14 protein-coding genes are annotated in these 14,032 nt (G+C 63.2%); all 14 read right to left on the reverse strand.

The features are described 5' to 3' along the window. Positions 1 to 10: 10 nt before the first annotated feature. Entirely contained in the window at positions 11 to 748 is a 738-nt protein-coding gene (locus V3572_RS01540) for an energy-coupling factor ABC transporter ATP-binding protein (protein ID WP_332109211.1), read from the reverse strand. Between the two features lie 21 nt (positions 749 to 769). After that, a complete protein-coding gene (gene cbiQ, locus V3572_RS01545) occupies positions 770 to 1,531 on the reverse strand; it encodes a cobalt ECF transporter T component CbiQ (protein WP_332109212.1) in 762 nt (253 codons plus the stop codon). An 8-nt stretch (positions 1,532 to 1,539) separates the two neighbouring features. Then, positions 1,540 to 2,274, reverse strand: coding sequence for a hypothetical protein (locus V3572_RS01550; protein ID WP_332109213.1), 735 nt, complete (start codon positions 2,272 to 2,274; stop codon positions 1,540 to 1,542). Positions 2,275 to 2,333: 59 nt separating this feature from the next. Beyond that, positions 2,334 to 2,942 (reverse strand): cobalt transporter CbiM, encoded by a 609-nt coding sequence (gene cbiM, locus V3572_RS01555; protein ID WP_332109215.1) that lies wholly within the window; start codon positions 2,940 to 2,942, stop codon positions 2,334 to 2,336. Between the two features lie 65 nt (positions 2,943 to 3,007). Next, positions 3,008 to 3,787 carry a DUF4198 domain-containing protein gene (locus V3572_RS01560; protein WP_332109216.1) on the reverse strand — a complete coding sequence of 260 codons (780 nt, stop codon included), beginning with the start codon at positions 3,785 to 3,787 and terminating at the stop codon, positions 3,008 to 3,010. Between the two features lie 371 nt (positions 3,788 to 4,158). Next, positions 4,159 to 5,760 (reverse strand): protein translocase subunit SecD, encoded by a 1,602-nt coding sequence (gene secD, locus V3572_RS01565; protein ID WP_332109217.1) that lies wholly within the window; start codon positions 5,758 to 5,760, stop codon positions 4,159 to 4,161. Between the two features lie 127 nt (positions 5,761 to 5,887). Further along, the gene (gene yajC / locus V3572_RS01570; RefSeq protein ID WP_332109218.1) at positions 5,888 to 6,256 is read right to left on the reverse strand and encodes a preprotein translocase subunit YajC; all 369 of its coding nucleotides are present in this window, start codon (positions 6,254 to 6,256) and stop codon (positions 5,888 to 5,890) included. Between the two features lie 401 nt (positions 6,257 to 6,657). Then, on the reverse strand, positions 6,658 to 8,424 hold the full coding sequence (rpoD, locus tag V3572_RS01575) for an RNA polymerase sigma factor RpoD (protein WP_332109219.1): 1,767 nt from the start codon (positions 8,422 to 8,424) through the stop codon (positions 6,658 to 6,660). Next, the gene (gene dnaG / locus V3572_RS01580; RefSeq protein WP_332109220.1) at positions 8,417 to 10,138 is read right to left on the reverse strand and encodes a DNA primase; all 1,722 of its coding nucleotides are present in this window, start codon (positions 10,136 to 10,138) and stop codon (positions 8,417 to 8,419) included. The genes rpoD and dnaG overlap by 8 nt, the downstream gene beginning before the upstream one ends. Positions 10,139 to 10,195: 57 nt before the next feature. After that, on the reverse strand, positions 10,196 to 12,559 hold the full coding sequence (locus tag V3572_RS01585) for an endonuclease MutS2 (protein WP_332109221.1): 2,364 nt from the start codon (positions 12,557 to 12,559) through the stop codon (positions 10,196 to 10,198). A 23-nt stretch (positions 12,560 to 12,582) separates the two neighbouring features. After that, entirely contained in the window at positions 12,583 to 13,029 is a 447-nt protein-coding gene (locus V3572_RS01590) for a GatB/YqeY domain-containing protein (protein ID WP_332109222.1), read from the reverse strand. Then, positions 13,029 to 13,229, reverse strand: coding sequence for a 30S ribosomal protein S21 (gene rpsU / locus V3572_RS01595; protein WP_163300643.1), 201 nt, complete (start codon positions 13,227 to 13,229; stop codon positions 13,029 to 13,031). The genes V3572_RS01590 and rpsU overlap by 1 nt, the downstream gene beginning before the upstream one ends. 179 nt (positions 13,230 to 13,408) lie before the next feature. Continuing rightward, positions 13,409 to 13,591, reverse strand: a complete 183-nt coding sequence (locus V3572_RS01600; RefSeq protein WP_332109234.1) for a hypothetical protein — start codon at positions 13,589 to 13,591, stop codon at positions 13,409 to 13,411. A 24-nt stretch (positions 13,592 to 13,615) separates the two neighbouring features. Beyond that, positions 13,616 to 13,888 carry an HU family DNA-binding protein gene (locus V3572_RS01605; RefSeq protein WP_163300585.1) on the reverse strand — a complete coding sequence of 91 codons (273 nt, stop codon included), beginning with the start codon at positions 13,886 to 13,888 and terminating at the stop codon, positions 13,616 to 13,618. Between the last annotated feature and the right edge of the window lie 144 nt (positions 13,889 to 14,032).

The following is a 14,032-nucleotide window of genomic DNA, read 5'->3' on the forward strand; positions in this document are numbered from 1 at the left end:
CCCCGCCCCTTTACGGGCGATGGCGATGGGGCTGGGCGCCGAAGCGGTGGCTATGCACGTGGGTATGGAAGGCGTGACCGTCTTCGCGGACCATGCGTCCGTTTTGGATGGTAAGGAAGGTCGTGGTGGTCTGGTCGAGGAAGTCCCAGTCGTGGGAGATGACGATAAGCGAGGTCTCGAGGTTGTTTAGGATGGCGATGATCCGGTCGCGGGTTTCCGGGTCCAGGCCGTTCGTGGGTTCGTCCAGGAGCAGGGCCTTGGGCCGCATGGCCAGCACCCCGGCCAAGGACACGAGTTTTTTCTCGCCGCCGGACAGGCGATGCGTCAGGCGGTCCTCGAAGCCGGAGAGGCCGAGGAATTCCATGGTTTCGACGGCGCGGGCGCGGGCCGCATCGGGGGACAGGCCGAGGTTCAGGGGCCCGAAGGCCACGTCATCCAGAACCGTGGGGTTGAAAAGCTGGTCGTCGGCGTTTTGCAGCAAAAGGCCGATGCTGCGGCGCACCGTTGCAAAGTCTTTTTCCACACGGCACGGGGCGTCGCCGAAGAGCACCTCGCCCGAGGCGGGACGCAAAAGGCCCATGATCACGTGCAGCATGGTGGTCTTGCCGCTGCCGTTGGGGCCGAACAGCCCCATGCGGTCGCCGGAATGAAAGCAGAAGTCCATGCCGTCGAGCACGGGACGCATCGCCCCGGGATAGGTGAAGCATATCCGGCGCAGTTCCAGAAGCGGTGGCCGTGTTTGATCCATGCGCGTCTCCATGAGGAACCATCAGAAATGCAAAGGAAAGGCTTCCAGGGCGGCCATGGCCGCCAGACAGACGATCATGGCCGCAAGGAACGCCCGGTCCCGGGGGGCGGCGGAAAACCGGCGCAGGGTGTAGAACGCGCCGCAAAATCCGCGTAGGACCATGGCCTCGTAGACCCGCCGGGAGCGGTCGTAGCCGCGCACCAGGACCATGCCCAGCAGGTTGGCCACGGTGCGGTAGGTATGCATACCGGTTTTCGGATGAAAGCCGCGCAGCTTGGCGGCCACGCGCAGCCGGGAATATTCGTCGGCCAGGACATGGACGTAGCGATAGGTGAAAAGGAACAGGAAGGTCAATTTGGGAGGAACGCCCAGGCGGCCGAGGGCCTGCCCGAAGACCGGGGCGTCCATGGTGGCGGCCAGGGCCAAAAAGGCGCAGACCACGGCGTTGGATTTGACCGTGACCAGAAGGGCCAGGGCCATCCCCTGGCGGGTGGCGGTCAGGGGGCCGAGGGTCAGGACGGGGGTTCCCGGCAGGGAAAAGGGCAGCACCAGCCAGAGAAAGAAGATGAAGAAATTGACGGCCACAAGTCTGCGCCCGACGGCCAGGGGATCGAGCCGGGCCAGGGCCATAAGGATCACGCCCACCCCAAGGCCCGCCAGGGGGGCGGCCAGATGGCGGCACAAGGCCACGGCCACGGTGAAACAAAAGACCATGGCCACCCGATAGCGGGGATCCAGGCGATGGATGGGGGAATCCCCCCGGGCAAAGGGCTCGTCAAGCACCGGGTCGGCTATCCCTTCCGGCTCTTGAAATAGGCGGCCACGCCCATGAGGCCGAAGATCCAGCCGATGCCGCCGAGAATTTCGGTCATGGACGGCGCGGGGTCCATGGCCTCGGCCAAAAGGGTCTTGACCGGGGCCAGCTTGGCGTCGAGCATCCGGTCCATGGCGGCCAACAGGGCGGGATCGGGCGAAACCGGGGCGGGAGTTGCGGCCTGGGGCGGAACCTTGGTTGCGGTCGCCCCGGAGGAGGCTGGTGGGGAGGGAATCGGCGCTGCCGGTGCGGCCGCAGGGAGGTCGTTCGTCGCGACCGGCGTATCGGCCGGGGCCTTTGCCGGGTCCGCTGACGAAACCGGGGCGGGCGCGGCAGGGGCGGCGGTCACCGGGGAGTTCAGATATTCTTCGGCCTTGAGGATGGTTTCATTGGCGTGGCCCTCTCCGGCCTTGAGGGAGATGCGCAGATCGGCCTTTTTGGCCCGGGCCGCAGCCGGGATGTCGAAGGAAAGCAGGCCCTGGTCGTCGGTGGTTCCGGAGAAGAACTTCTCCCCCGTGGCCGCGTCGAAGACCTCGATGAGGCCGCCGCGCACCCGGCTGGACTTGCTGAACCAGGACTCGGTGACGATCCTGCCGCCATCGACATAGGCAAAGAGGTTCACCCGGTGGGCCGAGGCCTCGGGAACGGCCCCCATGGCCATGACAAGCGCCAGCAGAAACGTCCGCAACCAGCACAACGCCGCGTGATTCATGCCCCCTCCCAGGCCGCCCCGGACAGTCGGCCAGTGGATGATTTGCGCCGAAAAGCGGCTCACCGGGCCGCCACGCCCCACAACAATTCGGGGCGGGTCTTCGCCAGATACGAAACCACCATGGCCGTGATCAAGCCTTCGGCGACCATGATGGGCAGATGCACGGCCACCAGGATCTTGGCCGCCGCGAAAAAGCCCTCGTCGGAGAACTCCAGGGCCACGGCGGTCAGAAGCGCCGAGAAAAGAACGGAAAAAAAACCGCAGCAAAAGGCCCCCACGGCGCGTCGCTTTCCGGTAGACCGCAAAAGCGGCCGGAAGAGATAAAAGCAGGCCACGGCCGGATAGGCCATGTCGCAGGCGTTGACCCCGAGCACGGCCAGGCCTCCGTATTGGAAGAGCACCGCCTGGAGCAAAAGCCCGGTCAGGATGGCCGGAAAGGCGGCCCAGCCCAGAAGCGCCCCCAGGAGGCCGTTCATGATGAGATGGGCGCTGGACGGGCCGATGGGGACATGGATGAGCGAGGCCACGAAAAAGGCGGCGGAGAGGATGGCCACGGTCATGAGCCGGTCGTAGTCCAGACGCTTGAGCCCCACGGCCGTACCCAGGGCCGCCAGCACCGCCCCAACCCCCAAAACCGGCGCGGACAACACCCCTTCCGAAATATGCATGCCCCCTCCTCCAAAAAACAACCCCGGCCGCCGGTCATCCCAGGCGGCCGGGGAAACAGCCGCTTTTACTTCTTTCCCTTGGCCGGATCAACGAAATACGTCCACAGCACCGCGCCAAGCTCCACATCCTTGTCCTGGCCGTCGTGGGCCAGCTTCTCGGCGGCGGTGCTCAGCGCCGCAAATCCCCACCATCCGGCCCAGGGGGCCACATAGGTGAACACGCCCGCATCGTCGGTGGTGACCACCTGGGTAACCATGTAGTCGTTGGGGGCGGCGTATTTTTTGTCCTTGTTGTAATATTCGACCTCAACGGCGCATCCGACGGCAGGCTTGCCGTCAAGCAGCACCTTGCCCTGGAAGACGTTCCCCGCATAGTTGCCGAAGGGGCGGGTCAGGGGCACAATCTCGGTCTTAAGGCCCAGGGGCTTGTCCCAGCCCTCTTCCTCGCCAAAGGCCGGAACCACCACCTTGGTGAAGTGCTGGATGAAGCAGTCCTCGGCGGGCTCCCAATAGGGCTCGGGCGCCATGTAGAAGGAATAGACGCCGGGTTTTTTCAGGGCCTGGGAGGCCTGCCAGGCCTTGTGGTCCATGAATTTGATCTCTTTGAGGGCGGATTTGAGATCGGTTTTGGTTTCGCCCTCGACCATGACGAACTCCTTGGGGCTCACCAGGTCCATGCCGTTTCCCTCCATGGGATGGGCAAAGGCCAGGGTCAGGGTCACGGTCTCCTTGCCCTTGTCCAGGACATGGTCGGCCGAGGGGATGACCATGCCGAAATGGGCCTGGGCTGTTTGGGCGAAAATGAAAACCACCGCCGCGCACCACAGAAGTGTCTTGCGAATCATCCTGGTCTCCTTGCGTCGAACCTGTTTGACGGAAAGGCCCGCATCGGACGGCCCCATGGCCCCCGCGCGACCCGCCGTACGTCTCTCCCGGCCACGCGCCGGGAAAAACGACCCGCTTCTCGGCGAAAACACAAAAAATACCATGCCAACCGGGGATGCCAAGCTGCAATTCATGCCAAAAAAGACATCACAAATCCGATTTCGTATGCTGTCAATTCCTATCTTCCCCCCAGGATATTGTCAACGGCATCGGAAAGCGGCGCAAGACGACGATAGCGACCAGGACTGCGGGTGCGGGGGATAGACAGATCGCAGGGCGCCAAAGAAAAGGGCCTCCCGAAGGAGGCCCGTGAAACAGTCAGCGGAGGAACCTAAATGCTGATGGCCGCTCCCGGGGGGCGGCGGCGCATCCAGATGTCGAAGATGGTCCGGGTGACGAAAATGGCCGTGAACATGGAGGCCACAATGCCCAGGATCAGCGTCACGGCGAAGCCCCGGATGGGGCCGGTGCCGAACTCATACAGCACCACGGCGGCGATGATGGTGGTGATGTTGGCGTCGAAGATGGTCAGGCTGGCCCGGGAATATCCCTCGTCCAGGGCCATGCGCGGGGTAAGCCCCCGCCTGAGCTCCTCGCGCACGCGCTCGAAGATGATGACGTTGGCGTCCACGGCCATGCCCAGGGTCAATATGATGCCCGCGATGCCCGGCAGGGTCAGGGTGGCCCCAAATCCGGCCAGTCCGGCCAGGATGAGCATGATGTTGAGCACCAGGGCCACATCGGCCACCAGCCCCCCGAATCCGTAGTAAACGACCATGAACACGATGATCAGCGCGCCGCCGATCAGGGCGGCCATGACGCCCTTTTCGATGGACTCCTGGCCCAGGGAGGGACCGACGCTGCGCTGCTCAAGGATGTTCACCGGCGCGGGCAGGGAACCGGCCCGCAGCACGATGGCCAGATCCCGGGCCTCGTCGGTCGAGAACCGACCGGTGACGCTGGCCCGTCCGCCGCTGATTTTTTCCTGGATGACCGGAGCGGAATAGACCTTGCCGTCGAGCATGATGGCCATGCGCTTTTTGACGTTGTCGGCGGTGATGCGCTCGAAAAGCTTGGAGCCGCGCGGGGTAAACGTCAGGGACACGTAGGCCTGGTTGTTGGAGTCGAAGTTGGCCCGGGCGTCGGAGATGTATTCGCCGGTCATGACCGCGTCGGCCTTGAGCACGATGGGACGATCCAGGAAGGTTCCGTCGTTGTTGCGGTGCCGCATAGTGGACAATTCCCGGCCGGGGGGCAGGATGCCCTTGGCGGCCTTGTCCGGATCGGCTTCATCGTCCACGATCTTGAATTCCAGATGGGCCGTGCGGCCGATGATCTTGATGGCCCGCTCAGGATCCTCAAGGCCGGGCAGTTGGACCTGGATGCGGCCGTCAGCCTGCCGCCGGATGTCCGGCTCGGCCACGCCGAATTCGTCGATGCGGTTGCGGATGGTCTTGACCGCCTGATCGATGGTCAGCTTTTCCAGGTAGTCCAGGTATTCCGGGGTGAATTGCAGCTTATACAAAAGCTTGTCGCCCTCCACGGTCTCGGTGGAGACAACGGAGAGGATGGAGAATTGCTTTTTGAGCATCGCGTCCAGAGCCTCGCGCTGGTCCATCTTGGCCAGGACGAAGTCTAGGTGCTTGCCATCGGTCATCCCCGGACGCAACACGGCGATGCCGTCCTCGCGGGCCTGTTCCCGGACGTCGCGACCCATGAGCGACAGGGAGTTCTGCACGGCCTTGTTCACATCCACGCCAAGGGTCAGATGAATGCCGCCCTTGAGATCCAGCCCAAGGCTCACCTCGTCGTCGGGCAAAAATTTGCCCAAAGCCGATTCCTTGACCCCCGGGATCGAGGGCAGCATATACAAAAGGCCGAAAAAGACGACCACCGCGATGAGCGCCACGCGCCAACGCAAGCTTCCGGTCATGAGTGCGCCTCTCCTTCACGCCGCAAAAGCGGCTCAAGGCAGCGCGCGGACGGCCGTAAAAAAGGAACGGACGATCCTTTTGCAAGACCGCCTGCCCCTGTCGCGGCCGTCCCGCGACGCAGCTGTGCTATTCGGATTCCTTGGCCTTGTCCTTGCCCTTGGGCTCGATCTTGGGACCGCCGTCGGCAAGTCCGGAGACAAAGGCGCGATTGACCTTGATTTCCACGCCACTGCCCACATCAATGGTCAGCACGTCGCCGTTGACGGCAAAAATGCGTCCGTAGATGCCCCCGCCGGTGATGATCGAGTCGCCCTTTTTCAGGTTGGCCAGAAGCTCTTTATGCTGCTTGGCCTTTTTCTGCTGGGGACGGATGAGCAGAAAATAGAAAATGGCGAACATCAGAATCAGGGGCAAAAAGGCGCCAATGGGATTTCCGGCGGCCTGATCACCGCCCGGGACGGCGCCCATAGCGAAGGCCACGCTGTCGAAAAACATACTTCCTCCGGTCCTGGTTGCATTTCCCGACGGCCAGATGTCGGCCCGGGAAATCGGTTTCCAGCGCGGGAACGGTTCAACAAAAAAGGCCCGCACGGCATAAACCACGTCGAAACACGGTTCTTGAACATATTTTCGCCGCAAAGCCAAGCCCGACAAACGCCTGCCGGAACCAAATCCGCCCTGCGGCCACGAAAAAACGGCCTTCGGGCCGCTTTTTCCGAGGCTGCCGTCAAAGTCAAAAGTCTCAATCATCCCGAGCAGGTCGCGGCCCTGCCGCGCCGTACGCAAGGGCTTTTCGCGCCATTGCGCCCGGCGGCTTGGCCGCCGCTTTCGGCGCAACGTCCCGGTTGACAAACCGGAGCGTCGTCATCAGTCGAAACGGCCCGCAGGCCGCTTCCCTAGCTTTCGTAATAGGACCGCAGATGCTGGCTGCGCACCGGGTGGCGCAGCTTGCGCAGGGCCTTGGCCTCGATCTGGCGGATGCGCTCACGGGTGACGTTGAAAAGCTTGCCCACCTCTTCCAGGGTGTGGTCGGACTTCTCCCCCAGCCCGAAACGCTTGCGAAGCACCTGTTCCTCACGCGGGGTCAGGTCCGAGAGCACCTTGCCGATCTGCTCGCCGAGCTTGGTGTTGACCACCTCTTCGGCAGGGGCCAGGGCCTTTTTGTCCTCAATGAAATCGCCCAGGCTGGAATCCTCCTCGTCGCCGATGGGGGTTTCCAGGGAGATGGGCTCCTTGGCGATTTTGAGGACTTTTTTGACCTTCTCCAGGGGATAGTCCATGCGCTCGGCGATCTCCTCAGGGGTGGGGTCGCGGCCAAGCTCCTGCACCAGGTAGCGCGAGGTGCGGATCAGCTTGTTGATGGTCTCGATCATGTGCACGGGGATGCGGATGGTCCGGGCCTGGTCGGCGATGGCCCGGGTGATGGCCTGCCGGATCCACCAGGTGGCGTAGGTGGAGAACTTGTAGCCGCGCTGGTATTCGAACTTGTCCACGGCCTTCATGAGCCCGATGTTGCCTTCCTGGATGAGATCCAGGAACTGGAGGCCGCGGTTGGTGTATTTCTTGGCGATGGACACCACCAGGCGCAGGTTGGAGCGGATAAGCTCCTGCTTGGCCCGCTGGGCCGCCGTGTTGCCGCGCTTGATGCGCCACAGCACCTCTTCCAGGTCGTGGACGTGGTGGCAGCACTTGTCCTGGAGGCGAACGAGAATCTCCATCTTGGCCGTGAGCATCTCCTTGAAAGAAAAAAGCTCCTCCACGGTAAGGCCCAGGCTGTCGGCGGCCAGGACGGGATTGATGTCGCGCTGGTCGAGTCGGCCGAAAAGCTCCTTGATCTCGGACTGGGATTTGCCCACGGACAGGATATAGGCCGACAGGTCGCGCTGGCAGTTATGCATCTGCCGCACGTAGTCCTCCACGGTCTCGATGACCCGGTCAATGAGGGTCTTTTCCAGCTTGATGTCCCGAAGACGCCCCACCACCTCGTCCTTATAGACCATGATCTCTTTCTGGATGCCGTAGACCCGCCGGGACAGACAGGCGCACTGGTCCAGCTTGCCGTAGATCTTGCGCTTTTTGCGATAGATGGCCCGAATTTCCTCCAAAAGGAAGATGACCCGCTGCCGTTGGTTCATCTCGTCCTCGGAGGGGTCATCCTCCTCGATGGTCTTGACCACATCCTTGAGCTTCATGCGGCCCAGGCGCAGGTCGTCGCCCACCTGGACCAGCTCTTCGATGGCCACGGGCACCTCGACCAGGGCGTAGAGCACGTCCATCTCGCCGTTTTCGATCTTTTTGGCGATGGTCACCTCGCCGTCGCGATCAAGCAGGGGCACCGCGCCCATCTCGCGCAGATACATGCGCACGGGGTCGGTGCTGCGCGAGGAATAATCGAGGGAATCCTCGCTTTCGGTGAGTTCCAGGTCGGCGTCCGGGGTGTCGTCGGGCTCGGCGGTCAGGGTGTCGAGCTTGCGGGCGTCCTTGTCCGAATCCACGATATTAATGTCGAGCTGATCGAATATGGAGATGACCTCCTCGATCTGCTCGGGATTATTGACCTCGGAAGGCAGAGCCTTGTTGACCTCATCAATGGTCAAAAAGCCTTTTTGTTTGCCCTTGACGATGAGGCTCTTGATCTGCTGAATTTCCTTGAGATTACTCATCTCCCCTCCCAAGTAAGGCATTAAGCTCGGCGAATAGCCGCATCTCTTCTCCCGTGTTTCCCACGGCCCTGGCCCGGCGCATGGCCTCCATGAGTTCCTTGCGGGCCGACTCGCTCCGGGTGGCGCGCAAAAATCCGGAAATCTCCTCGAAAAGCTCCTGGCGCGCCTCGTCGGGCAGTTCCCCGAGCCGTCTGGCCTCCAGCACGAAGTCCAGCTCCAGCTCTTCGAAAACCAGCCTGGGATCGCCGTCCCCCAGGGCCGCCAGCCGGGCCCACAGGGACCGCGCCGCAGATCCGGATAAATAGTCTCCCGCCCCAAGCTCCCGCAAGGCGGGGACGTACTCGGGACAACGGGCCGCAAAGGTCACAATGCAGCGCTCGCGCGGGTCAAGCTCCAGGCCCGGATGCTCCCGGCGTCTGGAGGCCGGAACGGCCGCCTGCCGCCGCACCACGGTATCGGCCAGGGCGCCGCGCAATTCCGCCTCGGACAACCCGAGGGCTGCGGCGACTCGCGGGGCATAGGCCGCGCGCAGATTGGCGTCGCACACCTTGCCCAAAAAACCCTCGGCCCAGGCGATCTGCTCCTTGCGGGCCATGGCCGAAACGGCCCGAAAGCAGTAGCGCAGGCCCTCGTCGGCCCCGCTCAGGCAGGCCTCGAAGGCCTCCCGCCCCCGGGTCTGGAGCAGGCTGTCCACATCCTCGCCCTCAGGCAAAAGGGTCACCCGGCAGGCCGCCCCGGTGGCCAGAAGCATCTCCGCCGACCGCAGCGCCGCCTTGCGTCCGGCCCCGTCCCCGTCGAACACCAGATCCACCGTGGCGCAAAATCCCAGGAGCCGCTTGATCTGCTCCGGGGTGAGCGCCGTGCCCAGAACGCCCACGGCGTCGCCGTAGCCGAACTGGTGCAGGGTGATGACGTCCACATAGCCCTCGGTAAGAATGGCCCGGCGGCTTTTGGCCATCGAGGGCCTGGCGTCGCACAGGGCGTAGAGATGGTCCCCCTTGCGATAGATGGGCGAATCGGCGCTGTTTAAATATTTGGGGTCGCCCTCCCCCATGATGCGGCCGCCAAAGGCCACCACGGTCCCGGCCACGTCGCGGATGGGAAAGATCAGACGGTCACGGAAGCGGTCCCAGGTCCGCCCGTCCTCGCGTTTGGACAAAAGCCCGGCCATGGCCGCCTGGGCCGGGGAAAACCCCTTTTTTTTCAGAACATCCTCAAGGGCCTGCCAGCCTGCGGGGCTGTAGCCCAGGCCGAACTTCGCGGCCACCTCCGGGACGATGCCCCGCCGGGCCAGATAGTCCCGGGCGGCCGTGCCCTCGGGCGAGGCCAGGCAGCGCCGAAAAAAGGCGTCTGCCAGAGCGTGCATGTCCAGGCAGGCCTGGCGCAGCCGTTTTTTCTCCCCGGCCCTGGGGTCGGGACGCCCGGAATCCAGGCGCACCCCCACCTCGTCGGCCAGCCGTTCCAGTCCCTCGCGAAATTCCAGCCCGTTTATGCGGCAATAGAAATCAATCACGTCCCCCGAGGCCTGGCACCCGAAACAATGAAAATATCCCCGCTCCGGATGGACGTTGAACGATCCCTTGGTCTCCTGGTGGAAGGGGCACGCGCCGACCAGCCGCCCGCCCACGGGCCGCAGATCCACATACCGCCTGACGATCTCGACGATGTCAGCCCTAGCCTTGACCGCCGCCACCCCCGAGGAATCAAACTTCATGCCGTCACGTCCCATGCCGGACGCGTCCCGAAAGGCTCCGCCCGGCCGTCAAAACCGTTACGCCAACTCCACCATGGTCATGCCGTCGCCGCCCCGATCCGCCGGGGCCAGGCAATACGACGCCACCTGGGGAGAGGCGCGCAAAAAATCGTGGACCTCGCGGCGTAGCGCTCCCGTTCCCTTGCCATGGACGATTTCCAACTGGGTACGGCCTTTTATGACGCTCTCATCCAAAAACACGGCCAGTTCAGCCACGGCCTCATCGGCCCGGCGTCCCCGCAGGTCGAGAACGAAGGAGGCGACAGGACTTCTTCCGGACGGTTCGGAATCGGATTTCATGGACCATCCCCCGCCGCCCGGCCTGGAATCGCCGCCCGACGGGGCAGCCGCATCCCGGGCGTCCACCCAGATGCACACCCCTCCCATATCGACCTTAAGCATCCGTCTCTTGAGATCCTTGTCCAGCACCCGCCCGGATTTGTTCCAGCTTTGCAGGTGCACGGCGTCGCCGGGGGCCAGGCTTTCGAAGTCGGCGACGGCCGGTTTGGCTGGGGTTCCCGGGGCCGGGTCCACCGCCGCCTGTTCCTCAATAAGTCTTTTCCCGGCCTCGGCAAGGGCCTTCTGGGCCTGCTTGCGCCCCAGGCGCCCTTCCTGGTAGCTGCGCGATATCTCCCGGGAGGCCTCGCGAACCTCGTCCAGCAAGGAAGCCAGGCGCTTTTCGAACCGCTCCCGTATCCTGGCCGTTTTTTTCTTTTCTTCCGCCTTTTGTGCGGAAAGCTCGTCGAGCTCCTCCTGCTTGCGCAGGGCCAGTTCGTTTAAGCGGTCAAGGATGGATGTGGAGTCGGCCCCCTCCAAAAGCAGATAGCGATGCGCCCGCTCCAAAATTTCTTCCGGCAGGCCGTGTTCCCGGGCCACGTCCAGGGCCACCGAGGCCCCCACCTGATCGTAGGCCAAGCGGTACAGGGGCTTTTTCCCGGCCGGATCAAACAGCATGCAGGCCGCCCGCACCCCGGACTTGCTCAGGCCATAGGCCTTGAGCGCCGGGAAATGGGTGGCCGCCGCCAACCAGGCGTTTTTTTCGAGCAGCCCGTCCACCACGGCCTGGGCCAGGGCGGCGCCCTGGGCCGGGTCGGTTCCGGCCCCGAACTCGTCGAGAAGGACCAGGGTCGTCTCGTCCACCTGGGGCCAGGCCCGGCTGACATGGCGAATCTGGGCCGTAAAGGTGCTCAGATGGTCTTCCAGGCTCTGCTCGTCGCCCAAAAAGACGAAGATCTTGCGCCAAAACGGCAGGGAGCATCCGGCGGCCGCGGGCACGGCCAGCCCGGAAAAGGCCATGAGCGCCAAAAGGCCCAGGGTCTTAAGGCACACGGTCTTGCCGCCGGCGTTGGCCCCGCTGATGATCAAGGCCCTATGCTGCGGTTCAAGCACGATGTCCTGGGGCACCACAGCGCCTCCCCCCGACCGGCCAAGGATCAACAGCGGATGGCGCGCCCCCGGCAGGCGCACGGGTTCATTCGCTCCCACCTCGGGAATGACCCCGCCCATGGCCTCGGCCAGGGCGGCGCAGGCGAAAAGCACGTCCAGCTCGACCAAAAGCCGGTAGGAGGCCGTAAGCGCCTCCCATTCCTGGCGGCACAAAAGGGTCAACGCGGCCAGAACCTTGGCCTCGGCCTCGCGCTCCTCTTTTTTGAGCTCCTGGAGGCGGTTGTTGACCTCCACCAAAAAAAACGGCTCGAAGTAGCAGGTCTCGCCGGTCTGGGAATAGTCGTGGATGATCCCCGGGATGCGGCCCTTGAAATTGGACTTCAGCGGCAGCACGTAGCGATCAGAGGAGATGGTCATGAAATCGTCCTGGAGGAAGGGGGAAAGCCCCTGCTCCTGGACGTAGTCCTTGACCTGGCGCGTGCAGCGACGGTGGATGGCCCGTATTTCGGCCCGGGCGGAAAAGAGCTCGGGGGAGCTTTCGTCGCGAAGCCCCCCATCCGGGGCCAGACAGCGGGCCAGGGCGGCCATGGTCTTTTTGGGAACCGGCGCGGCCTCGGCCATCCGGCCCAACAGGGGCCGCGCCGGTTCCGGAACTCCCCGGGGCGCTTCCCGGGGGGCCAGGGCCTCGCGGGCCTGTCCGGCCTGGATGAGCACGTCCTGGATGGCGAACAGGGCGTCCAGGTCCAGGGGAACGCTTTCGCCGCCGAGGGACTCGAACAGTCCGTCCAAAGAGGGAAATTCGGAAAGATCAAAGACGGCGTCGCGGCGCAACTCCAGGCACTCGGCCAAAAGCCCCTGCCGCTCGGACAAAAGCTCCATGTCCGCCAAAGGCGTCAGCGCCATGGACGCCCGGCGTCCGGGAACGGACACGGAAAAATCCGCCAGGTATCCGAGGACCTTGGGAAACTCCAAAAGCTGGAGGGAGCGTGTATCCATGGGTGCGCGGTGCGGTGGGTAAGCTACCTGGACAAGCGGGAACGCGCCATGTCGCTGACCCTTTTCCCGTCGGCCCGGCCCTTGTGCTTTGCCAGGACGGCCGAAACAACCCGTCCCATGTCCTTGACGCTTTGGGCTCCAAGCTCGGCAATGGCTTGGTCGACCTCGCGGAGAAGTTCGTCCTCGGTCAAGGGAGAGGGGAGGTATTCGATAAGAACCGAAAGCTCCCGCTCCTCCTTGTCCCGAAGATCGTCACGGCCTGCACGGCCGAATTGCTCAATGGACTCCCGACGCTGTTTGGCCTGTTTCACAAGAACCTCGGCCAGTTCGTCGTCGGAAAGGGGCCGCAGAAGTTCCACCTGCCGATTTTTGGCAGCAGATTTGAGCATGCGCAAAACGGACACGCGCACCTCGTCCCTGGCCTTGTAGGCGGCAAGGTAGTCTTTTTCTATGCGGTCTGTAAGATTCATTACATCATGTTGATTTTGCGCATCTTTTTCAGCAGACGCTTTCTGGCGGCAGCCTTTTTCTTCTTGCGCATGACGCTTGGCTTCTCGAAATGCTGCCGTTTTTTCAACTCGGACAACACCCCGGCCTTCTCCACCTGCTTCTTGAAACGACGCAACGCAATGTCGAAGTTGTCGGAATCCTCAAGGAAAACTCCCGGCACGTACCTCACCCCCTCTGGCCCGATCTTTCCGCTTAGAGATATTGGCGGAAAACGAGATTCATATTCCCCGTCCGGGCAAAAAGCAAGGGTTTTCCCTGCATCCGCCAGGAACGAGAAAAAGAACCCGCCCGGCCGTCGCCAGGCGGGTCCGAAAGCTGCCCCGGCCGTATCGGCGGGAATCAGTGATGGTGACCGGCCTCTTGGCAGGTGGCGTCTTTGAGGGACTTCAGGACGCAGTAGCCCACACCGGAACCGATGATGAACAGCACCAGATACAGCACGCTGAAAAAGATGAAATGGTCAGGCATCCACCAGGGCAGATCCTGGGGCAGCGGACTCTGGACCGTTTCTCCGTGAATCATCCACATGATGTTGGCTCCCAAGAGTTATTGAATGGCGTCTTTGAGCAGCTTGCCGGGGCGAAACTTCACGACCTTGCTGGCCGGGATGTTGATCTCGGCGCCGGTGCGCGGGTTACGGCCGGTGCGAGCCTTGCGCTCGTCCACGGCAAAGGTGCCGAACCCCGTCAGGGTCAGTTTTCCGTCCGCGACAAGCGTGGCTTCAACGGACTCCAGAAAGGCGTTCAGCGCACGTTCGGCGTTCGCCTTGGTCAGCCCGGTCTTTTCCGCGATTTTCACCACCAGATCAGCCTTGGTCATCGGTCCTCTCCTCCTCTTTTGGAATCGCCGACGGCAGCCGTCGGCCTCTCACGCGATTCGATCCCCTCTCCCACTCCTGAAAAAAACATGTCATGACCGGCAAGGCCATACCCAGCGGCCTTTCAATCAGACCGCCAATTCCAA

It is taken from the genome of Desulfolutivibrio sp., from assembly GCF_036584575.1.
GTDB lineage: Bacteria > Desulfobacterota > Desulfovibrionia > Desulfovibrionales > Desulfovibrionaceae > Desulfolutivibrio.